At 68.0% G+C, this 23,784-nt stretch carries 21 protein-coding genes; 15 read left to right on the top strand and 6 right to left on the bottom strand.

What is annotated here, in order from left to right:
• Positions 1-37: 37 nt before the first annotated feature.
• From KF688_09965 to KF688_09955, 3 genes are all read left to right on the top strand, one after another.
• On the top strand, positions 38-862 hold the full coding sequence (locus tag KF688_09965) for an AAA family ATPase (protein ID MBX3425992.1): 825 nt from the start codon (positions 38-40) through the stop codon (positions 860-862).
• A gap of 135 nt (positions 863-997) precedes the next feature.
• Positions 998-1,774 (top strand): nickel pincer cofactor biosynthesis protein LarB, encoded by a 777-nt coding sequence (larB, locus tag KF688_09960; GenBank protein MBX3425991.1) that lies wholly within the window; start codon positions 998-1,000, stop codon positions 1,772-1,774.
• Between the two features lie 16 nt (positions 1,775-1,790).
• Complete coding sequence (locus KF688_09955; GenBank protein ID MBX3425990.1) at positions 1,791-2,678, top strand: NAD(P)H-hydrate dehydratase; 888 nt, start codon at positions 1,791-1,793, stop codon at positions 2,676-2,678.
• Positions 2,679-2,707: 29 nt separating this feature from the next.
• On the opposite strand, the gene KF688_09950 is transcribed toward KF688_09955, so the two are convergent.
• Positions 2,708-4,288, bottom strand: a complete 1,581-nt coding sequence (locus tag KF688_09950) for a Ppx/GppA family phosphatase (GenBank protein MBX3425989.1) — start codon at positions 4,286-4,288, stop codon at positions 2,708-2,710.
• 68 nt (positions 4,289-4,356) lie between these two features.
• Between KF688_09950 and KF688_09945 the strand changes: the two genes are divergently transcribed.
• The 5 genes from KF688_09945 to KF688_09925 all read left to right on the top strand — a co-directional run bounded on the left by KF688_09945 (position 4,357) and on the right by KF688_09925 (position 10,301).
• Positions 4,357-5,511, top strand: a complete 1,155-nt coding sequence (locus KF688_09945; GenBank protein ID MBX3425988.1) for a bifunctional riboflavin kinase/FAD synthetase — start codon at positions 4,357-4,359, stop codon at positions 5,509-5,511.
• A 136-nt stretch (positions 5,512-5,647) separates the two neighbouring features.
• On the top strand, positions 5,648-6,631 hold the full coding sequence (locus KF688_09940) for a bifunctional oligoribonuclease/PAP phosphatase NrnA (protein MBX3425987.1): 984 nt from the start codon (positions 5,648-5,650) through the stop codon (positions 6,629-6,631).
• A 139-nt stretch (positions 6,632-6,770) separates the two neighbouring features.
• Complete coding sequence (locus KF688_09935; protein MBX3425986.1) at positions 6,771-7,337, top strand: Rieske 2Fe-2S domain-containing protein; 567 nt, start codon at positions 6,771-6,773, stop codon at positions 7,335-7,337.
• Positions 7,338-7,411: 74 nt separating this feature from the next.
• Entirely contained in the window at positions 7,412-9,361 is a 1,950-nt protein-coding gene (locus KF688_09930) for a cytochrome b N-terminal domain-containing protein (protein ID MBX3425985.1), read from the top strand.
• Between the two features lie 187 nt (positions 9,362-9,548).
• Positions 9,549-10,301 carry a hypothetical protein gene (locus KF688_09925; protein ID MBX3425984.1) on the top strand — a complete coding sequence of 251 codons (753 nt, stop codon included), beginning with the start codon at positions 9,549-9,551 and terminating at the stop codon, positions 10,299-10,301.
• 93 nt (positions 10,302-10,394) lie between these two features.
• On the opposite strand, the gene KF688_09920 is transcribed toward KF688_09925, so the two are convergent.
• Both KF688_09920 and KF688_09915 read right to left on the bottom strand, forming a co-directional pair.
• Positions 10,395-12,029: a glycine--tRNA ligase gene (locus KF688_09920; protein MBX3425983.1), complete on the bottom strand. Its 1,635-nt coding sequence runs from the start codon at positions 12,027-12,029 to the stop codon at positions 10,395-10,397.
• Positions 12,030-12,130: 101 nt separating this feature from the next.
• Positions 12,131-12,886 carry a 2-phosphosulfolactate phosphatase gene (locus KF688_09915; protein MBX3425982.1) on the bottom strand — a complete coding sequence of 252 codons (756 nt, stop codon included), beginning with the start codon at positions 12,884-12,886 and terminating at the stop codon, positions 12,131-12,133.
• A 160-nt stretch (positions 12,887-13,046) separates the two neighbouring features.
• Here KF688_09915 and ubiE point away from each other — a divergent pair, with 160 nt between their 5' ends.
• From ubiE to mqnE, 4 genes are all read left to right on the top strand, one after another.
• The gene (ubiE, locus tag KF688_09910) at positions 13,047-13,841 is read left to right on the top strand and encodes a bifunctional demethylmenaquinone methyltransferase/2-methoxy-6-polyprenyl-1,4-benzoquinol methylase UbiE (GenBank protein MBX3425981.1); all 795 of its coding nucleotides are present in this window, start codon (positions 13,047-13,049) and stop codon (positions 13,839-13,841) included.
• A 43-nt stretch (positions 13,842-13,884) separates the two neighbouring features.
• On the top strand, positions 13,885-14,580 hold the full coding sequence (locus tag KF688_09905) for a UbiX family flavin prenyltransferase (protein ID MBX3425980.1): 696 nt from the start codon (positions 13,885-13,887) through the stop codon (positions 14,578-14,580).
• Positions 14,581-14,686: 106 nt separating this feature from the next.
• A complete protein-coding gene (gene ubiA / locus KF688_09900) occupies positions 14,687-15,583 on the top strand; it encodes a putative 4-hydroxybenzoate polyprenyltransferase (GenBank protein ID MBX3425979.1) in 897 nt (298 codons plus the stop codon).
• A gap of 130 nt (positions 15,584-15,713) precedes the next feature.
• On the top strand, positions 15,714-16,847 hold the full coding sequence (mqnE, locus tag KF688_09895; protein MBX3425978.1) for an aminofutalosine synthase MqnE: 1,134 nt from the start codon (positions 15,714-15,716) through the stop codon (positions 16,845-16,847).
• A gap of 224 nt (positions 16,848-17,071) precedes the next feature.
• Here the strand turns inward: mqnE and KF688_09890 are convergent, their stop codons facing one another.
• Together KF688_09890 and KF688_09885 are read right to left on the bottom strand one after the other, a co-directional pair.
• Positions 17,072-18,313 (bottom strand): type VI secretion protein ImpB, encoded by a 1,242-nt coding sequence (locus KF688_09890; protein MBX3425977.1) that lies wholly within the window; start codon positions 18,311-18,313, stop codon positions 17,072-17,074.
• A 402-nt stretch (positions 18,314-18,715) separates the two neighbouring features.
• A complete protein-coding gene (locus KF688_09885; protein MBX3425976.1) occupies positions 18,716-19,330 on the bottom strand; it encodes a DUF2726 domain-containing protein in 615 nt (204 codons plus the stop codon).
• Between the two features lie 213 nt (positions 19,331-19,543).
• Between KF688_09885 and KF688_09880 the strand changes: the two genes are divergently transcribed.
• Positions 19,544-19,720, top strand: coding sequence for an L-rhamnose mutarotase (locus KF688_09880; protein MBX3425975.1), 177 nt, complete (start codon positions 19,544-19,546; stop codon positions 19,718-19,720).
• Between the two features lie 261 nt (positions 19,721-19,981).
• Here the strand turns inward: KF688_09880 and KF688_09875 are convergent, their stop codons facing one another.
• On the bottom strand, positions 19,982-21,031 hold the full coding sequence (locus tag KF688_09875; protein ID MBX3425974.1) for a dienelactone hydrolase: 1,050 nt from the start codon (positions 21,029-21,031) through the stop codon (positions 19,982-19,984).
• A 346-nt stretch (positions 21,032-21,377) separates the two neighbouring features.
• Between KF688_09875 and KF688_09870 the strand changes: the two genes are divergently transcribed.
• Positions 21,378-22,124 carry an aquaporin family protein gene (locus KF688_09870; GenBank protein ID MBX3425973.1) on the top strand — a complete coding sequence of 249 codons (747 nt, stop codon included), beginning with the start codon at positions 21,378-21,380 and terminating at the stop codon, positions 22,122-22,124.
• Between the two features lie 116 nt (positions 22,125-22,240).
• A complete protein-coding gene (gene glpK / locus KF688_09865) occupies positions 22,241-23,731 on the top strand; it encodes a glycerol kinase GlpK (GenBank protein MBX3425972.1) in 1,491 nt (496 codons plus the stop codon).
• The last annotated feature ends 53 nt before the right edge of the window (positions 23,732-23,784 follow it).

Genomic DNA, 23,784 nt, shown 5'->3' with positions numbered 1-23,784 from the left:
TCCTCCCCAGTCCCCAAATCACCACTCGCCTCCCCCCATGTACCTCGACTATTGGCAACTCAACGGCAAGCCGTTTGAATCACACCCCGGCGAGGCGTTTTGCTTCCGTGGCGAGGCGTTTCAGGCCGCCGAGCACAAGCTGCGTTACGCGCTCGACAGCCGCCTGCCGGCCGTGGCGTTTGCGGGGCCGGCGGGGGTCGGCAAGACGCTGCTGCTCGAATCGCTGGCCGGGCAACTGCCGTCGAACGTCGGGCCGTTGGTCCATGTCGTGTTCCCGCAAATGAGCGAGCGCGACCTGTTGGTCTACCTAGCCGAGCGCTTCGGCGCCCCGCCGACGGCCCAGCCGCGACACACGGTCGAGGAGAGTCTGCGCCGCTTGGAGTACCTGTTCCAACAGAACCGCACGAGCGGCCGGCACGCCGTGCTCGCGATCGACGAAGCCCATCTGCTCGAGGACTCGGGCTTGCTCGAACCGCTGCGGCTGCTGTTGAACCTGCGCCCCGGCGGAGAGACCGCCTTCACGCTCGTGTTGTGCGGGCAGCCGACGCTGTTGCCGATTCTCGCCCGGTTCGGCGCGCTCGACGACCGGATCGACTTGAAGGTGACGCTCGCCGCGCTCTCAGCCGAGCAGACCGCCGCCTACGTCCAGCACCGCCTCGCCGCAGCCGGGGCGACGCGCACCATCTTCTCGCCCGACGCCCTGGCGACCGCCCACAAACTCGCTCACGGCGTCCCCCGGCGGATCAATCGGCTGTGCGACCTGGCGCTGCTCGTGGGATTCGCCAATTCGCAACACACGCTCGACGGGGCCGACGTCCAGGCGGTCAGCGACGAGCTGGTCAACGTCGCCATGGCCGCGTGATCGCCGCGCCGGCGCCAATGACGGCAATGCCGTCCTGAGCGGTTCCTTCCGGAAACCGGCCTTCGAGTTTGTTCCGAACCTTGCGGCGACGCCACGCGCTGGCGTCGTCTCGTCCCGGCGGAGTAGACTACAGTCATGACCGCCGAAGAGCTCACGCAACTTGCTCGACGCATGCTCGCCGGCGACCTGTCGCCCGGCGAGATGCACGAGCGGATCGTCGCCGCGTCGGAGCGTCCCGCCGGGCTGACTCACGCGACGGTGGATCTCGATCGCCGCCGCCGCTGCGGATTCCCCGAGGTGATCTACGGCGAAGGCAAAACGCCCGAGACGATCGCCGCAATCGCCGAGCGGTTGCTCGCCGCCGACCAACGGGTCCTCGCCACGCGCATCGACGCCGCCAAGGCCGCAGCCGTCGCGGCGCTGCTCCCCGGGATCGCCTACAATCCGACGGCTCGCACGCTGCGGATCGATCCCCGCGAGGCCGCGGCGCTCGCCGAGGGCGCCCGCCCGGGGCGCGTCGCGGTGATCGCCGCAGGAACGAGCGACCTCCCCGTCGCCGAGGAAGCCCGCGAGACGCTTGCCTGGATGGGAATCGACGCGACGATGGTGTTCGACGTGGGGGTCGCGGGGCCCCACCGGCTCCCCGAGCGGCTCGCCGAGTTCCAATCCGCCGCGGCGATCGTCGTCGTCGCGGGGATGGAGGGGGCGCTCCCCAGCGTCGTCGGCGGTTACGTCGCGTGCCCCGTGTTCGCCGTCCCCACGAGCGTCGGCTACGGCGCCAGCCTGGGCGGAATCGCCGCGCTGTTGGCGATGCTCAACAGTTGCGCAAGCAACGTCGCGGTGGTCAACATCGACGCGGGGTTCAAGGCCGGTTATCTCGCGGGGCTGGTCGCCTCGCGCGCCACGGAGTGAGCGCGGAGCAAGCAGCATGGCCGTCGATCGCACGCAAGACCCGCTCCCCGTGTTGCCGCGCCGCGCGCCCGACGGCCACAAAGGCGACTACGGGCGCGTGCTGGTCGTTGGCGGGTCGCTGGGCATGGCCGGCGCCCCGGCGCTCGCAGCCATGGCCGCCCACCGCAGCGGCGCGGGACTCGTCACGGTCGCGACCCCGCGGTCCGTGCAGCCGACCGTCGCCGCGTTCGACCCCTGCACGATGACCGTGCCGCTGGTCGAAGACGCCGACGGATGCATCGACTTCGCCAACATCGTCGACTTCGCCGCGGCCGCCCGGCAGTACGACGTGTGGGCCGTCGGCCCGGGGCTGGGACGCTCGGCCGGACTCACCGAACTGGTCGCGCAACTCTACCGCACGATTCCCGGGACGATGGTCGTCGACGCCGACGGGCTGAACGCGCTGGCCGCGGCGAGCGAGCGCAACCCGCGCCTGTGGGAGAACCCGCCGGGGCCGCGAGTGCTGACTCCCCACCCGGGCGAGTTCGAGCGCCTCGTCGGCGCTCGCCCCACGACGCCGGCCGAGCGGATCGACGCTGCGCTCGATTTCGTCGCTCGTGACCCGAGCGGCGCCACGGTCGTCGTGCTCAAGGGGCGCGGATCGGTCGTCGCCGACGCGACTCAAATCGCGGTGAACCGAACCGGCAATCCCGGCATGGCCACGGGAGGCACGGGGGATTGTCTCACTGGGGTGATCGCGGCGCTGGCGGCGCAAGAACTGTCGGCGTGGGACGCGGCCCGACTTGGCGCTCACCTCCACGGCGCCGCCGGAGACGTCGCCGCCGAGCGATTAGGACAGCAGTCGATGACGGCCCGCGATCTGGTCGATGCGCTTCCCGCGGCATTCATGGAATTGCCGCGTTAAGCCGCGAACGTTCGGCCGCGGGCCGGCGCTCACCCCGGCGCCGCCGCGCGCACCCCCGCCCACTCCATCGTGAGCGTCGCGGCGAACACCTTCTCGAACAACCCGGCCCGTCGCCGCGCCGCCCACAGGTCGGTCTCGGGGTACTCGTCCGCCTCGATCGCCAGTTCGACTTGGTCGGGGGTCCCTTCCACCCGCACGCGGTGAACCGTCTGATTGTGGCTCCGATCGAGCCCTCCCGCGATCCGCAACACAGCGGCCATCTGCGCCACGCGCAACTGAGCCGCCGGCGCGAGGGCCCGCCAATTGAGGTGCTTCCCCTTCGGCTCCGACCCGCGATGGTACCGCGCCACGTTCGCGACGATCTCGAGTTCCTCCGGCCGAAACATGTCGAGCCGCGAATGGAGGATCAGGTGATACGAATGCTTGTGATGCCCTTCGTAACTGATGAGGTATCCCGCGTCCTGCAGCCGCGCCGCCGCGGCGAGCAACCGCTCGTCCCCCGCGGGGAGCTCGAACAACTTGCGCAGGCCCCGATAGATCTCCACCGCCAACCGCGAGATGTGCCTCGCGTGCCGCAGCTCCACCCCGCAGGTCGCGGCGAAGCGGTCGATCTGCTCGTCGGGCGACGGAGGCCCGGCGTCTCGGGCGCCCTGCATCTCGTCGATCATCGACAACAGCAGCCCGTCGCGCACTCCGTACGCGTGCACATGCAGCTTGTTCACGCGAAACCGCTTCATGATTCGGTCGATGATCGCCAGCCCGGGGACGATGATGTCGGCCCGATCGGGATTGAGGCCCGGAACGTCGCGACGCTCTTTGGGGGTCATCTTCCGCAACCGGTCGACGAGGTGTCGCACCTCGGCCCGCGACATTTGGGACCCGCCGGCCGGAAGCGCCGCCAATCCGCGCCCCGCCATCACGATGCTCGCCGCGCTGGTGAAAGTCCCTCCCGAGCCGATCAGCCCATGGAGCGGCGTGGTTTTCCCCCCCGTGATTTGCTTCAACTCGCGGTCGATCCACCGCTGCATCGCCACGTAGTCGTCCCCGGCCAGCGCCTGCCCGGCGCCAAACCGCTCGGCCAGCCGCACGGCGCCCAGTCGGGTCGCGTAGACCGACTCGACGACCTCGCCCGAGGCGACGATCAGCTCGGTGCTCCCCCCGCCGATGTCGGCCAGCAGCGTGTTCTTGCCCGCGAGATCGACCCGCCGCCGCACGCTGGCGAACGCCAGGTCGGCCTCTTTGTGCGAGCTGATCACCTCGATCGGCAGGCCGACCTCCTCCTCGACGCGCCGGCAAAACTCGGCGCCGTTGGTCGCCTCGCGAACCGCGCACGTGGCGATCGCCCGTATCCGCCCGGCGTGCAGCCCCTCGGCGATGGCCTTGAACCGCCGCAGCGCCGCGACCGACAGGTTGATCGACTCCTCGTCGAGTTCGCCGCCGTTGGCCAGCGCCCGGGCGAGCCGGGTCGTCTCGCGATCCTCGTCGAGCACCCGGTAGCGCCCCCCCGGCTGAGCCTCGGCGACGACCAGCCGAATGCTGTTGCTGCCGACGTCAATCGCCGCCAACCGGGGCGCAAGATCCGGACTCAGATACGTCTGCTGCTGCGGCATCCCATGCCCTCCGCGGTGAACCGGCCTGTTCGCTCGCTCAATCATACCGTGCGGGTGACGGCTTGCCGATGGTCGCGCGTTTGTCAGGTCGTGATGCCATTTGCCAAATTGATGGGTGGCTGGGGTCGAACGAAGTGAGCCCCCAGCGGATCCCCTGGGCTCCGCTGCTCTGCGACCCCAGCCGCCCTTCCAAAGGCTGCAAATGGTATCACGACCGTTTGTCACGCCTCGTTGACCCTGCGGCGCCCGGGCGGGATAATCGCGGTTTCGTCGCCGTTGCCGACTTCGGAATCGCTCGCGTGCCGGTCATTCGTCAACTTGCCGACTTCCCCGCCAAGCTGCGCGGCGGCGCCGTGGCGATCGGCAACTTCGACGGGGTCCACGCCGGGCATCGCCGCATCGTCGCTCAATTGCTCCTGCGGGCGCGCGAGCTGCGCGGCCCCGCCCTCGTGTTCACCTTCGACCCGCACCCGGTGCGACTCTTGCGCCCGGAGAGCTGCCCCCCGCCGCTCACTTGGACCCGCCGCAAAGCCCAACTGCTGGCCGAAATCGGCGTCGATCGAGTCGTCGCCTATCCCACCGACGAGGCGCTGCTGGCGCTCTCGGCTCGGGAGTTCTTCGACCGCATCGTCGTCGACGCCCTCGGGGCGCGAGCGCTCGTCGAGGGTCCCAACTTCTACTTCGGCCACGATCGCGCGGGGAACGTCGAGGTGCTCGGCCGGTTCGCCGCCACGGCGGGGATGACGCTCGACGTCGTGCAGCCGGTCGCCGTCGGGGGCGAGCTCGTCTCCAGCAGCCGCATCCGCGCGCTTGTCGCTGCGGGGGACGTGGCCCTGGCCGCTGAACTGCTCCAGCGCCCGTACCGCATCCGCGGCATGGTGACCCACGGCGCCGGCCGCGGAGCGAAGCTCGGCTTTCCCACGGCCAACCTCGAGGCGATCGACACGCTGCTGCCCGCCGACGGGGTGTACGCCGGCCGAGCGTACTTCGACGGCGACAGCGCCGCGGCAGCGATCCACCTGGGACCCAACCCCACCTTCGGCGATCATGTCCGCAAGGTCGAGATTCACCTGATCGACCGCAGCGAGACCTTGTACAGCCAGCCGCTGGAGGTCGAGTTCGCCCGCCGGCTGCGGGGCGTGCAGACCTTCGCCTCGCAGGACGAACTGCTGGCCCAACTCGAGGCCGACGTCGCCGCGGCCCGCGCGGCGGCCGCGCCATAACGGCGGACGGAATGCCTGAGGGCCTTCGCGACGCGACGACCCCAGCCGCCCTTCCCATGACCGCACTGGGGGGACGGCCGCGATCCTGGTATCCTGTCCGGCTCTCCCCCGCCCCGCCCTCGACAGTGCGCCCCGCATGAGCATCTCCTGGCAGCCGCTGGTCGAGTTGATCGATCGGCACGAATCGTTCCTGATCACCAGCCACTGCCGCGCCGACTGCGACGCGGCGGGAAGCGAGATCGCCTTGGCCCTGGCCTTGGAGTCGCTCGGCAAACGCGCGCTCGTCGTCAACGGCGACCCCCTCCCCGAGCACATCGCGTTCATCGACCCGCAAGGCCGCGTGCTGGAGCTGGGGGTCGGCGCGCCGCTGGAGACGCTCCGCCAGTGCGAAGCGCTCATCGTGGTCGACACCAGCGCATGGGGGCAGCTCGGCCCCATGGCCGACGTCGTCCGCGCGTTCTCCGGCCCGCGGGCGGTCGTCGATCACCATGTCAGCGCCGACGACCTCGGCGCTCTCGTGTTCAAGGACGCGACCGCCGAGGCGACCGGCCGCCTGATCCTCGAACTGTGCGAAGCGCTGGGCGTCGCAATCACTCCCGAAATCGCCGCGCCCCTGTTCGCGGCGATCGCCACCGACACCGGCTGGTTCCGCTTTTCGTCGGTCACGGACGCGACGTTCCTGGCGCTGGCGAAATTGACCGCCGCCGGGGCGAGCCCCCCGCGACTGTTTTCGCTGCTGTTCGAGCAGCACAGCTTGGCGCGGCTTCACCTCCGCGGGCGGATCCTCGACCACGTCCGCAGCGAGTGCAACGGCCGGTTGATGTGGACCTACGTCACGGCCGAGGACTTCGCCGTCACCGGCGCAAGCAAGACCGACACCGAGGACGCGATCAATGCGCTGTTGACCGTCGCCGGGGCGGAGGTCGCGGCGCTGTTCGTCGAACTCGAACCGGAAGTCACCAAAGCGAGCCTCCGCAGCCGCAACGACTTCGACGTTCGCGCGGTCGCCGAGCAATTCGGCGGCGGCGGTCACCGCGCCGCCGCAGGCATCTCCTACCGCGGACCCCGCCCCGCCGCCCAGGAAGCGATCCTTGACGCCCTGCGCGCGGGCCTTGGATAATCGCGGCGCCGACATGGCATGAATCTCAACTTCGCCACGCAGGCGCGGAGACCACGGAGCACGTCCAGGATTCGCCTCTCCCCCCGAATGCTTCGTCTCCTCCGCGACTCGCTGGTCCCCTTCGATCGATCGCAATTGCATGTCCAATAATTCACATCCCCCCCGGCGGTCGTTCCTCGCCGCGGTCGTGGCGGTCGTCGCCGGGGCGATCGCTACGCTCACGCCGCTGGCGATCGGAATCGTCGCCTTTCTCACTCCGCTGTTCCGCCGCCGCGAGTCGCCGCTCGTGCGCGTCGCCCTGTTGGAGCAGGTCCCCGACGACGGCGTCCCGCGCTCGTTCCCTGTCACCGCCAGCCGGGTCGACGCCTGGAACCGCTCCCCCGCGCAACGGATCGGCGCCGTCTATCTCGTCCGCAACCCGGGCGAGAAAACGCCGATCGCGCTGAGCGCCAAGTGCCCCCACGCGGGGTGCTTCGTCGGGTTCGCCCCCGGGGCCGACCACTTCAACTGCCCGTGCCACACCAGCTCGTTCAAGCTCGACGGCGCCCGGGCCCGCGGCGACGCCGAGGTCTCGCCCCGCGACATGGACCGGCTGCCCGTCGAAGTCCGTGAAATCGACGGACCCGGCGATCTTGTCCACTTTGAAGTCTGGGTCGAGTTCATCGACTTCCAAACCGGTCACAAAGAGCAAATTCGCACGGCATGACGCGGCGAAAGTCGGGACGATGAACCGCCCCGGCCGCTCCCTCTCAATCGTTCCCAGCCCACGACCGTTAAGCCATGCTCAAGTCCCTCGCCGACTGGTTCGACAACCGCACCGGCGCCCGCAAGCTGATCCACGAAGCCTTGTTCGAGCCGATCCCCGGCGGCGCCCGTTGGCGCTACGTCTGGGGGAGCGCCCTGGTGATGGCGCTGGTCACGCAGATCGTCACCGGCGTATTCCTGTGGATGTTCTACAGCCCCAGTACGACGACCGCCTGGGAGAGCGTCTACTACATCCAATACGAAGCGACCGGCGGTTGGCTGCTGCGCGGGGTGCACCATTTCATGGCCTCGGCGATGGTCGTGCTGCTGGCGCTCCACTTCGTCCAGGTCGTGTGGGACGGGGCGTATCGCGCGCCGCGCGAACTCAACTTCGTGCTGGGCGTCGTGCTGATGCTGATCGTGTTGGGATTGGCGCTCACGGGATACCTGCTCCCCTGGGACCAGAAGGGCTACTGGGCGACCACTGTCGGCACGAACCTCGCCAGCCAAGCGCCGGTGGTCGGACCCGAGCTGCGCAAGCTCGCCATCGGCGGCAGCGACTACGGACACCAGACGCTCACGCGGTTCTTTGCGCTCCACGCAGGGGTGCTCCCTGGGGCGATGGCGGCGTTTCTGGCGCTCCACATCGCGTTGTTCCGACGGCACGGCATCCACGCCAAGCAGCCGCTCAAATCGCCGACGGCCATGTTCTGGCCCGACCAGGTCCTCAAAGACGCGGTTGCGGCGCTGGGGGTGCTCGCGGCCGTGCTGGGGCTGACCGTCTACTACGGCGGGGCCGAACTGACCGCCCCCGCCGACCCGGCCAACCCGTACGACGCCGCCCGGCCCGAGTGGTACTTCCTGTTCCTGTTTCAGTTCCTCAAGTGGTTCCCCGGCGAAACCGAGGTGTGGGGCGCCTTCATCATCCCCGGCGTCGTCACCGCGGTGCTGCTGGCCATGCCGTGGATCGGCCGCACCCGCCGCGGGCATGTGTTCAACGTCGCCCTGCTGTGCGTCCTGCTGGGAGGAGCGGCGCTCTTGACCGCTCAGGCGATCCGCGAGGACTACTTCGCGCAGGGGACTACGCAAGACGAGGTCGTCGCCATGAACGATCCCGCCGCCGCTGCGCGATGGGAGGCGTCGGACCGCTTTTTGCGCGCCAAACGCCAAGCCGAGCACGACGCCGAGCGCGTGATCGAGTTGGCCGGCGGCCCGGACCGCATCCCCCCGACCGGCGCGCTCACGCTCGTCTACGAAGACCCGTACCTGCAGGGGCCGAAGTTGTATCGGCAGTACTGCGCGAGCTGTCACAACCACGTATCGGTCGCACAGAAAGAACCCGACGCCGGCGATCTTGCCAACGCCGCCCCCACGGCGCCAAACCTGTTCGGCGTCGGCTCGCGAGCCTGGGCGGCCGCGCTGCTCGACCCCGAGCAGATCGCATCCGCCCACCTCTACGGATACGAGGGCTCCCCGTTTGCCGAAGGGGACATGGTCTCCTACGTCCGCGACGAATTCGGCGACGACGCCGACGAGGATCAGCAAGCCGCGGTCCGCGAGGCGTTCGCAACGGTCGCCGTCGCGCTCTCCGCCGAGGCGAAACTGTCGTCCCAACACGATGCCGACGCGAAAGTCGCCGCAGTCGTCGCCGCGGGGCGCGAGTTGATGACCGGCGGCCTCGCCGACGTCCTGACCAGCGGCATGAGCTGCACCGACTGTCACAAATTCCACGACGCGGGCGAGCTCGGCTCGGCGCCCGACCTCACCGGGTACATGTCGCGCGAGTGGCTTATCGACTTCATCAAGAACCCCTCCAGCGAACGCTTCTACGGCGACAACAACGATCGCATGCCGGCGTTCGCCGCGCACGACGACCCGCGACTCAACCAGCTCGACCAGAAGTCGATCGAACTGATCGTCGACTGGCTCCGCGGCGAGTGGGCCCGGCCGGAGCAAGACGACCGCCAAAGCGCGAAGCAAGAATGATCAAGCGCCGAGCGCCGCAACCGGCGAGGTGCGTCCCTTGGTTATGAGAGCTTGGTCAGCGGTCATTTCACTTCGCAGCGTCATTCGCTGAAGTGCGCCCAACCCCGGCGCCGATCACTCTCAATGGCGGCGCGGACTCTTCGCGCCGCACTTTTCTCGCTTGCCTCGTCGCCGTAGAGCGCCTCGCATGTGGTGCCAGTATTGCCAGCAAGACGTGCCGGCCGGCCGCGCCGCCGGCCAATGCGCCCCGGCCTGCGCCCGGTGCGGCGTCGCCTTCGCCGTCGCCCGTCCGGACGACCGCGGGATTGAACTCGACGCGGTCCACTGCGCCTCCGCGGGCCGCGACGACGCGCACGCCGTCCCGGCTCGCGCGGACGACGATCGCGATCCCCTGGCGGCGCTCGCCGAAAAGCTCCGCCCCCGGCGCCGTATCGACCCCGCCTTCGGCCGCACGGCGCCGTTCCGCTGGGCCGAGAGCGCCGTGCCGCTGACAACCGCCGTCTCGGCCCCGCCCCGCGCCCCAGCGGCCCCTCCGGTCGCCCGGCAAAGCGCCGCGTGGGCCGTCGCCCTGCTCTTGTGGGGAGGCGGAGGCGTCTTCCTCGCCGGCGCCCTGGCGATGACCTGGGCCGCCGCGCTGGCCGTCCCGTCGGCCTGGCAATGGGGGCTCTCGACCACGATCTTCGGCGAGGGGATGCTCATCCTTGGCCTGTCGCTCGCCGCGGTGCGACTGTGGCGCAACAGCCGCCGCATCAACCGCCAACTCGAGGGGGTCGGCGCCCAGATCGACGAACTCGGCGACTTGGCCGGACGGCTCGCCATGGCCCGCATGAGCTGCAGCCAGGCCTACTACGAACACTTCGGCGCCACGGCCAGCCCGTCGCTGACCATGGCGAACCTGCGCGGGCAGCTCGACCAGCTCGCGGCGCGACTCGAGCGATAGCTCGCTTCTCAGCGAAGAAGCCTCGACGACACGACGGCCAAAGCGGCATGCTCGATGCGCTAATCGCGTCGTCGCAGTTCAAACTTCTCCGCCTCAGCTCACTCGGCTCTCGATCTCCGCGACCACGTCGTCGATCTTCACGCGCCATTGCTCCAGCGTGTCGCGGTCGCGCACCGTGACCGTGCCGTCCTCGCGGCTCTGCCCGTCGACCGTAATACAGTACGGCGTGCCCGCTTCGTCCTGGCGACGATAGCGGCGCCCCACGGCGCCCTTCTCGTCGTAGAACGCGGGGAATTTCTTCTTCAGGCCGCGGTAAATCTCCTGGGCGATCTCCGGCAGGCCGTCCTTTTTCACGAGCGGGAAGACCGCCGCCTTGATTGGCGCCAACCGCGGGTGGAGCTTCATCACGACTCGCGTCTGCAGCTCGCCCTTGTCGTCGGGCGCCTGGTCTTCGTGGTACGCCTCGCACAAAAACGCCAGCACGCCCCGGTCGGCTCCTGCCGAGGGTTCAATGACGTGCGGCGTGTACCGCTCGCCCGTGACCTCGTCGCGGTAGGTGAGATCGCGGCCCGAGCCCTTGTGCTTCGGCCGCATCTTGTCGGGCTTGCCTTCGACCGGGACCATCTCGACCTCCAAACACCCCGCGGCGTTCTTCACCAGCTTGCCTTCCATGTGGCTCCGCAGGTCGAAGTCGCCGCGATGGGCGATCCCCTCGAGCTCGCCGTATTCCCCCGGCGGCAGAAACGGGAACGCATACTCGATGTCGGCCGTGCCGACGCTGTAGTGGCTGAGCTCGTCGGCCGCGTGCTCGCGCATCTGCAGCCGCTCGCCGGCGAGCCCCAAGTCGGTGTACCACCGCATCCGCCGATCGCGCCAGTACTCGTACCATTTGCGCGACTCGCTCGGATGGCAGAAGAACTCGATCTCCATCTGCTCGAACTCGCGACTGCGGAACGTAAAGTTCCGCGGCGTGATCTCGTTGCGGAACGATTTTCCCACCTGGGCGATCCCGAACGGCACCTTCACGCGGGTGCTGTCGAGCACGTTCTTGAAATTGACGAAGATCCCCTGAGCGGTCTCGGGGCGGAGGAAGGCGCGGCCTTCTTCTCCGCTAAGCGCACCCACGGTCGTGGGGAACATGAGATTGAATTCGCGCGGCGCCGTCAGTGTGCCGAGTTGCGTCGCGTCAGGACCGAGGACTCGGGAGCGATCCGCTTCGAGCACCGAGGGATAGGGAATCGAGCGAACCTGGTCGATGCACAATTCAGCCGTGCCGAACAGTTTCCCGACTTTCTTCTCAAACGAATTTGACAACGACGCGGCAAAATCGGCTGGTTCGAGCAGCGACGCCACCCACCCCAGCACTTGGCTGTCCAAGGACGAGACCGGATAGCAGCGAATATGGTCGGCGCGGTAACGCCCTTTCGTCTCGCGGCAGTCGACCATCATGTCGCAGAACAAATCGAAATGCCCGCTGCACTTCCACACCTGCGGGTGCATGATGATCGTGCAGTCGAGACCCGTCATCTCGTACGGCTGCGGGGCGCCCGCGGGCGCGACGAGGTCGTCGTGCCCGGTGACCATGTCCTGCCACCAGGCGTTCTTAATGTTCCGCTTCAGCTCGACCCCCAGCGGGCCGTAGTCCCAAAACCCGTTGAGCCCGCCGTAGATCTCGCTCGACTGAAACAAGAATCCTCGTCGCTTGCACAGCGAGACGAGTTTGTCCATTTCCATGATGCGCTCGATGTTCTGTTCTGCGTGCGTATTGTCTCGCCAGGGCGGCCGATCGGCGGCGAATCCTCCAGTTTACTTGCGAACGCGCCGCTCGCCTACGCCAGCGTGATCTCGCCCGTGCGGGGGTCTCGCTCGGGGACGACCCCCAGGCTGTCCAGGTTCGCGCACCGCGGCAGATCGTCGCCGCAGTCCAGGTCCAGCAGCGTCCGGCCGTGGGTCGTGCGGGTCAGCTCGTCGGCAAACTGCTCGGTCGGCGATCGGCCCAGGGCCCGCGCCGTCGTCAGCAGCTCCGCCCACTCGCGGATCGCCGCGTCGGCCCACTCGTTGGTCGCGTCGTCGCCGCGCACGTGCTGCAACTCGTGCGCGATCGCCCCCGCGGCGAGCACGTCGTCGCGCCCCACGATCCCGGCCGTGCCGGCGCACAGCACGTCGATCTCGCGATCGTCGGCGACCGCTTCGACGATCGCTCGGCGATTGACCCCGCACCCCACGAGCGTCCGGCCGGCCAGTCGAGCATGCTCCAGCGCCCGCGTGCCGTTGGTCGTGGTGAACAGGACCCGTTTGCCGAAGACGCGCTCCGGCGTGTACTCGGCGGGGGAGTTCCCCAGGTCGAAGCCCTCGATGAGCCGCCCCCCGCGCTCGCCCCCCAGCAGCGTCTCGGCCCGATCGAGCCCCTGGGCCGCGCGCAGCGTCTGGTCGACCTCGACGAACGGCAGCACGCACCGCGCCCCCGCGGCAAGCGCCTGGCAGATCGTCGTCGACGCCCGCAACAGATCGACGACCACGACCGTCCGCCCGGCCAACTCGGCCTCGCTCACGAACTGCGGCAAGTAGTGAACGCGAAGCGACATGGCATTGGGAAAGACGCGAGGGTCGAGGTCGGCGGTCAGTCGTCGCAATGCAGCGAGCACACGGCGTCCCCGCCCCCGGCGGCGCAACGTTCTCGCCCCCGGCGGCACGGAGTTAAGCCCCCTGCCCGCCCCCGGTTTGCGCTAGCGAGGGCCCCATTCTATGGCGATACTGAACAGGTCGCCATCGCCCCGCCCCGGCCGCCGACTGCCCGCCCCTCCCATGCCCGCCACGCTCCCGCCGCCGGTCGCCCCCGTCGACAAATCGGGCCAGCGCGTGCGCCGCATGTTCGGCCAGATCGCGGGCCGGTACGACCTGCTCAATCACCTGCTGTCGCTCAATATCGACAAACGGTGGCGCCGCCGCACCGTGACGCTCGTTCCCCCCGCGCCGGGGGCGAGCGTGCTGGACGTTTGCACGGGGACCGGCGACTTGGCCCTGGCGTACCTGGCCGCAGGCGGCGAGAAAGTCGAGGTCGTCGGCACGGACTTCTGCCACGAAATGCTCGATATCGCCCGCCGGAAGTCCGCGACGATCCCCTGGATCGAGGCCGACGCCCAGCAGCTCCCTTTCCCCGCCGACCGGTTCGACGTGGTCAGCGTCGCCTTCGGCCTGCGGAACGTGTCGGACGCCGACGCGGGCCTCCGCGAGATGACCCGCGTCTGCCGTCCGGGGGGAAAGGTCGCGGTGCTCGAGTTCACCACCCCGCGACGCGAGCCGCTCCGCTCGGTCTACGGCTGGTACTTTCGTCGCGTCCTGCCGCGAATCGGCCAACTGCTCGCCCGCAATCGCGAGAGCGCCTACGACTACCTCCCGGAAAGCGTCGGCCAGTTCCCGCAGTACGAACAGCTCGTCGTCCGGATGGAGCAAGCGGGCCTGACCCAAGTCGAGTTCCGCCCCTTCACCCTCGGCGTCGCGACGCTGTACGTCGGGACCAAACCGATCGATTCTCCGTGACCGCCGTGGTCAAGTCACCCCGACCCCCGAGCTGTTTGAAGTCATGACCCCCAAGAACATCGTCGTCGCCGTCACCGGGGCCAGCGGAGCGGTCTACTCGCTGCGACTCGTCGAGGTGCTGCTCGCCACGGGGCACGACGTCCACCTGTCGATCAGCCCGACCGGGGCCCACGTCATCCGCGAGGAGATGGACCTGACCGTCGACCTGGACGATTTCAATCCCGCCGCCCTCATGCTCGACGACGTCACCCACGCCTCCGACAGCAAGATCCGTCTGCTGCAAGCCTCGGCCGGCATCGGCACGGCCGACAGCAACGTCCTGTCGGTCGACGCGGGCCGCGTGGGCGACTTGCACTATCACCACTACAAGGATTTCAACTCGCCGATCGCCAGCGGGTCGTTCCTGACCGAGGGGATGGTCGTCACCCCCTGCTCGGGGACGACCCTGTCGGCCATCGCCCACGGCACGGCGGGGAACCTGATCCAACGCGCCGCCGAGGTTCACCTGAAAGAGCGTCGCAAACTGGTCCTCGTCCCCCGCGAAACGCCGCTGTCGCTCCCCGCGATCGACAACATGCGCAAATGCACCGAGGCCGGCGCGGTCGTCCTCCCCGCCTCCCCCGGCTGGTACCACGGCGTCACCACGCTGCGCGACTTGGTCGACTTCATCGTGGGACGCATCTGCGACCAGCTCCGCATCGACAACTGCCTCGTCGAACGCTGGGGGGTGAAGAAGTGATGCGCCAATAACTAAGCACCAATGACCAAGTCCCAATGACCAAAGTCGGATGGGCGAAATCCCGGCTATGGTCATTGGTGCTTGGTCATTGGTCATTCGCCCCGCAATGTTCGCCACCGTCCGCCACTTCCTGTCGCTCGTCCGCTTCAGCCACACGCTGTTCGCGCTGCCGTTTGCGCTGCTGGCGATGTTGATGGCGGCGGCCGTGCGCGAGACGCGGACGCTGAGCTGGCGCGAACTCATGGGCGTCGTCTTCTGTATGGTCACGGCCCGCAGCGCCGCGATGGCGTTCAACCGCCTTGCCGATCGCGACATCGACGCCCTGAACCCCCGCACCGCGGGGCGGCACCTCCCCGCCGGCGTTCTCAGCGTCCCCCAAGTCGCCGCGCTGGCGATCGCGTGCAGCTTGGCGTTCGTCGCGAGCACGCTGCTCTTCCTCCCCAACCGCCTGCCGCTTGGCCTCTCTCTCCCCGTGCTCGCGTTCCTCCTGGGCTACAGCTACACGAAGCGCTATACGGCGCTGGCCCATTTCTGGTTGGGGGCGGCGTTGGCCCTGTCGCCGATGGCGGCATGGATTGCCGTCCGGGGAGAGCAGGTCGCTGCCGCCCCGACAGACCTGCTCCCCGCGGCCGTACTCGGGCTGGCCGTGCTGACGTGGGTCGCCGGGTTCGACGTGATCTACGCCTGTCAGGACGTCGATTTCGACCGGCAGGCGCGGCTCCACAGCATCCCCGTGCGATTCGGCGTCGCCGGCGCCCTGCGACTAGCCGCGGGCCTCCATTTGGCGACAATAGCGGCACTGGCCGCCCTGCCCCTGGTCTATCCCCCTTTCGGCTGGATCTACGGCGCCGGGGTGGCCGCGGTCGCCGTGCTGCTGGTCTACGAGCACGCCCTCGTACGGCCCGACGACCTCAGCCGAGTCAACGCCGCGTTCTTCAACGTCAACGCCGTGATCAGCCTCGGCCTGCTGGCGGTTGGGATCGTAGACCTTGTTCTCGGTTAACGTTCAAGGAAACAACTCGCACCCAGGCGCCAAGGCTTAGGTCATTCCGTACCGTTCAAGCGAGACTCTCGATCTTTGCGCCTTCGCGCCTGGGCGCGAGTTTTTGTTCGATTGACCTGAAAGTGTCGCCATGCTCCGCACCTCTTCCCCCATCCTGAAGCCCGTTCGCGACAAGGTCGAAGCCGGCGAGCGATTGTCCTTCGACGACGGGCTGCTCCTGTTCCGCGACGAGACGCCCCTTCCGGAACTCGGCGAGCTGGCCAACCTGGTCCGCGAGCGCAAGAACGGCAACGCCGCCTACTACAACATCAACACCCACTTGAACCCCACGAACGTCTGCGTCTATCGCTGCACCTTCTGCGCCTTCCGGGCCGATCTCCGCGATCCGAAGGGGTACTGGATGAGCGACGAGCAGATCCTCGCCCGCGGCGCCGAGGCGGTCGCCAACGGCTGCACCGAGATGCACATCGTCGGCGGGCTGCATCACATGCACTCCTACGACGCGTATCGCCGGGTGATCAGCCTGCTCCACGACGCGCACCCGACGCTTCATCTCAAGGCCTGGACGCCGGTCGAAATCGACTGGTTCGCCCGGCTCACTAAGAAGTCAATCGAGTGGGTCCTGCGCGACATGATCGACGCCGGCCTGGGCAGCCTCCCCGGCGGCGGAGCCGAGATCTTTCATCCCGAGGTTCGCCACAAGATCTGCGAACACAAGGCCGACGCCGGCCGCTGGTTCGAAACCCACCGCACGGCCCACGCCCTCGGCCTGAAGAGCAACTGCACGATGCTGTACGGCCACATCGAACAGCCGTATCACCGCATCGATCACCTCTGCCGCTTGCGCGAACTGCAGGACGAAACGGGCGGCTTCCAAACGTTCATCCCGCTGGCGTTTCACCCCGACAATACGGGTCTGTCGCACATCAAGAAGCCCAATGCCCTGACGGACCTGCGCACAATGGCCGTCAGCCGGCTGATGCTCGACAACGTGCCGCACCTGAAGGCGTACTGGATCATGCTCGGGGTCGGCACGGCGCAGATCGCGCTGGCCTACGGCGCCGACGACATCGACGGCACCGTGCGGCACGAGCTGATCTACCACGACGCGGGGGCCGAGACCCCCGAGATGATGAGCGTCGCCGACCTCCGCCGCCTCATCGAAGAAGCCGGCCGCGACCCGGTGGAACGCGACACGCTGTACCGCCGCGTCCAGCGCCAAGGCGAGCGCTGGAACGCAGGCGAGGCGATTGCGGCGGGGTAGTATGCAGTGACCCCACTTAGGATGGGTGGCTGGGGTCGAGCGAAGCGAGCCCCCAGTTAACGACTGTTTTGTTGTTGTCCCGCCTGTTCGTCGCGTACGATGGAAGCCGCTTTTCCACAATCTGTTGCTGGATATTGGCCAAGCACGCGCCTCGTACGTAGCCCTCAACGTATGGGACGCATCTGGGGGCTCCGCTTCGCTCCGACCCCAGCCACCCATTCGGGCTACTCGAGCCGCCCCTTGTCCGTGCTCTCGCTCGCCACGTCCGGGATGTTCGTAAACGCGATCCGCAGGGGCGCCGCGGCGCGGGCTTCGGGCATCGAGGCGAAGTAGACCGCCCCCGCGCCGAATCGCAGGTTCGCCGCGTCCATCGCCCGGGCGGCGGCCAGCGCGCGGCGGTCCTCCTCGAACAGGCTCGGCGTCGCGCTCGCCGCCGGGACGAGGTCCAGCAGCGTGATCGCCGGTTGCAGCGGCCGACCGCCGCGCAACCGCTCTCGCCACGCCCGGTCCAGCGCCTTGAGCATCGTCGGCGTGTCCTGGCAGCAGCCCAAATACAGCGTGCGTCGCCAACGGGGCGAGCCGTCGGCGTATCGCAGCGACACGGACATCCGTTTCGCCCAGTACCCGATCTGCCGCAACCGCATCGCCGCTTTGTGCAACAGCCGCACCAGCACCGCCCGGGCCCCGTCGTCGGTCCGCAGTTCGGGAGGCAGCACGTGCGAATGGCCCACGGTGCGGCGCACGGTCGGCCGCTCGGGGCAATCGTCGCCGCGCAGCCAGTGCCACCACTGCTCCCCCAGCACGCTTTGCCACGCATCGACCAGCGCCTGCTTCGACAGCCCGCACAACTGCCGCGTCGTGCGAATGCCGCAGGCATGCAGGCGCCGCTCCATGTTCCGGCCGATGCCGGGGAAATCGGTCAGTTCCAGCGCGTGCAGCCGCCGGGGGAGTTCCTCGCGCGCGATGACCGACAAGCCGTCCGGCTTCTGCATGTTGCTGGCCACCTTGGCCAGAAAGCGATTCGTGGCCAGCCCGATCGAGCATTTCAAACTCGGCCCGATCTGCTCGTCGATGGCGCACTTCACGTGTCGCGCCAACGCCATGGCGGCGCCCGTTTCGCGATGCTGCGGCGACAACCGGCACGCCATTTCGTCGATCGAGCAGACCTTCTCGACCGGCAGCACCGTCTCGACCGCGGCGATGATCCGGTGATGGAGTTCGACGTACCGTTCGTGCCGCCCCTCGACAAGCACCAGCCCCGGGCAGCGACGCCGCGCCTCGCCGACGTTCGTGCCGGTCTTCACGCCGTACGCCCGCGCCTCGTAACTGGCGGCGATGCAGCACGTGCGGTCGGTCCTGACGGGCACGACCGCCACCGGCCGCCCCCGCAACCGCGGCTGCAGATGCTGCTCCGCCGAGGCGAAGAACGAATTCATGTCAAGAAACAGCCAATCGACATACAGCATACATTTGTATACTATATGTACCTTCCGGGCATCTGTCAACGCTAGCCGACTGTCGTCTCTTGAAATCAGGAATCCGAATTTCTCGCTTTCGCACGCCGGGATTGGGGAAATGCAAGCGCCGAGGGCCCCCGGCTTTGCCTGCAAACTTGTCACGTAGCGGCGTCGGCGAAGCGCGTGATTTTGGGATGTTCGCCCAAGTGGCTTGCCATGCCACACGAGAATCTCTTCGATTAGGATGAGTTGGCCGCCTCAAGACAGCGAGCTATCCAAATTGGTCTCTTCAAATATCTTATGGCGCAAGAATCAGATGCCTGGCCACGACTCCCGCGCAGCATACCACGACATCCTCGCAGCGCCGGCCCCATGCGGCGTCGCAGCGTTGGTCTCTCGCATGGCATGCTCTCACCGTCGCCGCACTTCACGACATTGCGGATAGTTGGCACAGCCATAGAATTCCGTTCCCGCGTGAGGCCCTTTTTGGGCAATACGCGCTATCATCGGTATGCCGCACTTGGGACAAAGCGGGTGAACGGGCGACTCGGCGACGCTTGGGGCCCTCTGCGACGGCAGGACGGGCGGCGCGGCGGGCGAGGACGACATTTCGGGCGTAGGTACGAGATAGGAACGCAGTTGTGCGGCCAACTCCGCTGTACGATATTGCCGCTGTGCCGCGATGCGCACTAGCGGCAGTCCCGCGGCCGCCAGGACGTTATTCTTCTTGCCATCCCGCTCTTGCTGACGCTTTCCTGCATGGCTCGTGTCGTCGAGTTCCACCACGCATCGCGGTCGCATGGTCTGGGGGTCGCACAAGACGAAGTCAAGGTGTTGGCGGTCGATTCTATTCTGGTGGTTGAGCTTGCCGTCTTGAGCTTTGACGAACACCACGTCGGCAAGCCGGACTTTTGGGCAAACGACCGCCACGCCGCGTACAACTCCCTCGAGTACATGATAGAACGACAACTCGGCCGGAGTGAGAAAGTCGTCTCGCTGGCGAAACGGCCACTCGTCAGCATGCACCGAGGCCTCGCCGTCGGTCGACGTGCGTCGCCCTCCTCCCAACAACCACCCGAGACATCCCGGGGCATCGCCATTGCCCATCGAATAATTGCCTTAGCTCTGTCAATGCGGATCGGATGGAGCTTGTCAAAGCCGGACAGCCGCCCCGGCGATCACGGGGTGATCTGCGGTATTTTATGTGAACACACCCGTGTTACTCGCTACCGCCTACTGATGGGACTGCACATTAACCGCCTCGCCTTCCGCGTGCAACTGAATCGCGTCATGCCCGAGGATTGTCGCCGGCGGCATGACGAAGTCAGGCCGGCGATGGACCCGGCACTACGCGAGGCGGGCCTCGTCGACTACGCTTTCTGGCAGTACGAATCGACCGGCGTGCTGTTTGCCTAGGAACTTGTCCGCAACAACAAGTCGACCGTCCGTTCTCCTCATCACTCGGTCGTGCGACGGTGGTGGGATCATATAGCCGACCTGATGACGGTCAACGATGACAATTCTTCGATCGGGGGCGACCTGCTATTGATGTTTTATGTTCAGACCGATGAATCGCCGCTGCAATGGCGAAGCCGGCGCGGACGGGCGCAAAGCCGTACGAGCGCGTGAGCGAGAGGGGAAAACATCAAGTCGTGATCGCATGACGTTCGCCACCCCTCACTTCTTCTCCCACGCGTCCCCTTCTTCGAGCACCGATCGCGGCCCCGCCCCGGCGAGCCACTCTCGGGCGGCGGGATCCTGTTTCAGATATGCGTCCCAGAACGCCGTCGTCAGCGCCACGATCGCCCGATGGTGGTTGGGGTTCCGCGCCTTGCGATCGGCGAGCAGCGGTCGATCGCCGAACGCCGAATGCTCCGCTCCCGCGAGCATCAGTTGGTACTTGTCTCCCGCAGGGAGCGCCGGATACACCTGCCGGCGCGTCGCGGGCGTTTGATCCCCCAACGGCGATCCGTCCTCCGTCCCGGTCAGCAGCAACCACGGCACGGCGACTTGGCCAAAGGCGTCGGCGGCCGAGCCGCGCCGCGGCATGCTGGGACTCATCAGCACCGCGGCCTTGATCCGCGAGTCGGTCATCGACATGCGCCCCCGGGCGAACGACTGACCGGCGACCGCCTGCGTCGTCACCGCGCCGAACGAGTGACCCGACATCCCCACGCGCCCCATGTCGAGCCGACCCGCCACGAGCGCGGCGATCTCCTGGTCTCCGTCTGCAGGGTCGGTCCCGCGCGCATCGCGCCCCGACTCGTTCCACTCCGTCAGCCGATCGAGCACGGCCGAGACGTCGCGAACTCGCAGCAGGAAGTTCTCGCCAGTGGCCGCGTCGCGCAGAGCGCTCATCCGGCGCAACGGCGAGGCGTCCTTTCCTACGGACCCGTCGCTCCCTGCATGCTGAAGAAACACGGCGACGTACCCCCGTCCCGCCCAATGCCGACCAAGATACCCGTTCCCCTGGCGATCTCCTCCTAACCCGTGGCTGAACAGCACGACCGGCGTCGGCGCGGGGTCGGCCGGCAGGTAAACGAACACCGGGACGTCGCGGCCCCGGGCCGCGTCATGCACCGTCGCATCGAGCGGCGGCGGCAACGCCGCGTCGTCGACCGCCAACGGATCGTACGCATCCTTCGCAGCGACGCTCTCGACCGGCACAATCCGCGCCGCCAACAGAATCGCCAGCAACCAGGATCGGCGACGACGGACGATGCCCATGGCTCCCCTCGCTTTCCGGTGACCGACTCACTGACTACTCGGTTCATCCTCGCACGTCCACCCCGAGCCGGTCTCGCCCGGGGTGGCGACAATCCTATCAACTCCGCGCCCGGGGCGTGAGTTGCGGCGATTCTTGCCGCGCGCCCAAGAGTTGGCTTCTCCCGCCCCGCAACGAGAGTGCAAGCCGCCGAACCGCTCCAAGCCGGGCACGGATGACCCCTCGCCGGTTGCGGCAGCAAGCCGCGCGGCTGCAAGTGACGCCGGACGCCGCCGACGCTACCATGCGGAGGCCTCCGGACGCCCGCGCCGGGGGGACCTGCTCCGACGGCACGAGGCGATCGCAACCATGGACTTGTTTCTCGCAGAGGCGGCGGGGACCGCCATTCTCATCCTGTTCGGCAACGGGGTCGTCGCCAACGTCCTGCTCAACAAGACCGCAGGCAACGGCGGCGGGTGGATTTGCATCACGGCCGGCTGGGCGTTGGGGGTCGCTTTGGCCGTGTACGCCGTCGGGCGGATCAGCGGCGCCCACCTCAATCCGGCGGTCAGCCTGGCGCTGTACGGCCTCGAGCAACTCGACGGCAGCCTCCTCCCCCAGTACCTCGCCGGACAGCAGGTCGGCGCCGCGATCGGGGCGGTTCTCGTCTGGCTCGCCTACAAGTATCACTTCGACGCCACCGACGATCCCGTGGCCATTCGCAACTGCTTTTGCACCGGGCCGGCGATCGACGCTCCCTTCTGGAACTTCGTCACCGAGTTCATCGGCACGGCCGTGCTGATCTTCGGCATTTTGGCCATCGGCGCCAATGCGGGCGAGTTGCCGCAAGGCGAGGTCGACCTTGCGAAGGCGTTTTCCGTCGGGGTCAATCCGCTGCTGGTGGGGCTGCTGGTCGCGGGGATCGGGCTGTCGCTGGGAGGACCGACCGGCTACGCGATCAACCCGGCCCGCGACTTCGCCCCGCGGATCGTCCACGCGCTGCTGCCGATCGCGGGCAAAGGAGACTCGGGGTGGAGCTACGCCTGGATCCCCGTCGCCGGCCCCTTCGCCGGCGCCATGGTCGGCGCCCTGCTGTGGCGCGTCCTCGGCCTGTAACGCCGCGCTCGCCTGAGCCGGCCGGCGCCAACCGCAGGCGTCGCACTGGGTTCAGGCTCGTCGTAGCATGACGCGCACCTTGTCGCAATTCTTGTCGCTAGAACCGGAGCAACCTCGTGACGCAATTCGTCTTGGCCCTCGACCAGGGGACCACCTCCAGTCGCAGCATCGTGTTCGATCGCCAGGGACGCCTTGCCGGCCAGGACCAGCAAGAGTTCCCGCAGATCTATCCCTCGTCGGGACACGTCGAGCATGATCCCGAGGCGATCTGGGCCGCGCAGCTCAAGACGGCTCGGGCTGCGCTCCGGCAGGCGAAGGCCGACGGTCGCAACGTCGCGGCCCTGGGGATCGCCAACCAGCGCGAGACCGTCGTCCTGTGGGACCGCGCCACCGGCCGCCCGGTCGACAACGCGATCGTCTGGCAAAGCCGCATCACCGCCCCGCTCTGCGAGCGGCTCAAACGGGCCGGGCTGGAACCGGTCGTCCGCGCCAAGACCGGCTTGGTGATCGACCCCTACTTCAGCGGCACGAAGATTCGCCACCTGCTCGACAAGCACAAGCTCCGCCGCCGCGCCGCCAAGGGCGAGATCCTCGCCGGCACGATCGACTCCTGGCTGTTGTGGAAGCTCACCGGCGGCGCCGTCCACGCCACCGACTGCAGCAACGCCAGCCGGACGATGCTGTACGACATCCACGCCCTCGACTGGGATCAAGAACTGCTCGACGCGCTCCGCGTGCCGCGCGAGATGCTGCCCGAGGTCCGCGACTCCAGCGGCGATTTCGGCGTCGCCGACAAACGGCACTTCGGGTTCGAGCTTCCGATCGGCGGCGTCGCCGGCGATCAGCAGGCCGCCCTCTTCGGTCAGGCGTGCTTCAAGGCGGGCATGGCTAAAAACACCTATGGCACCGGCTGTTTCATCCTCCTCAACACGGGCGCCGAACCGGTCGAGTCCCCCCCGGGCCTGCTCACCACCGTCGGCTGGAGGCTCGCCGGCAAGGCGTCCTACTGCCTGGAGGGGGCCGTGTTCATCGGCGGCGCCGCCGTGCAGTGGCTGCGCGACGGGTTGCAACTGATCAAGACCTCGGCCGACGTCGAGCGCCTCGCGCGCAGTCAGCCCGACAGCGGCGGGGTGTACTTCGTCCCCGCGCTGGTGGGGCTCGGCACGCCCCATTGGGACCCGTACGCCCGGGGACTGATCATCGGGCTCGATCGCTCGACGACTGCCGGCCACATCGCCCGGGCGACCGTCGAGTCGATGGCCTACCAAAGCCGCGACGTCATCGCCGCCATGGAAGCGGTCTCGGGGGTGAAGCTCACCAAGCTGCGCGTCGACGGCGGCGCGGCGGTCAACGACGAACTGCTGCAGTTCCAGGCCGACCTGCTCGGCAAGCCGGTCCAGCGCCCGGTCGTCACCGAGACGACCGCGCTGGGCGCCGCGTACCTCGCGGGCCTGCACGCCCAGGTCTGGTCGAAGCCGGCCGATTTGGCCGAGCAATGGGCGCTCCACCGCGAGTTCGCCCCGCAACTTCCCCCGCGCGAACGAACGACGCGCATCAAACGCTGGACCTCCGCGGTGGAGCGGAGCAGAGGCTGGCTCGCCGAGTGATCGCCGTGGCGTAGCCCGTGACTCCTACGTGGCCGCGTCGACAAAACGGGTCG

Source organism: Pirellulales bacterium, from assembly GCA_019636345.1.
Lineage (GTDB): Bacteria > Planctomycetota > Planctomycetia > Pirellulales > Lacipirellulaceae.
This window is presented reverse-complemented; position numbering and strand designations above follow the sequence as displayed.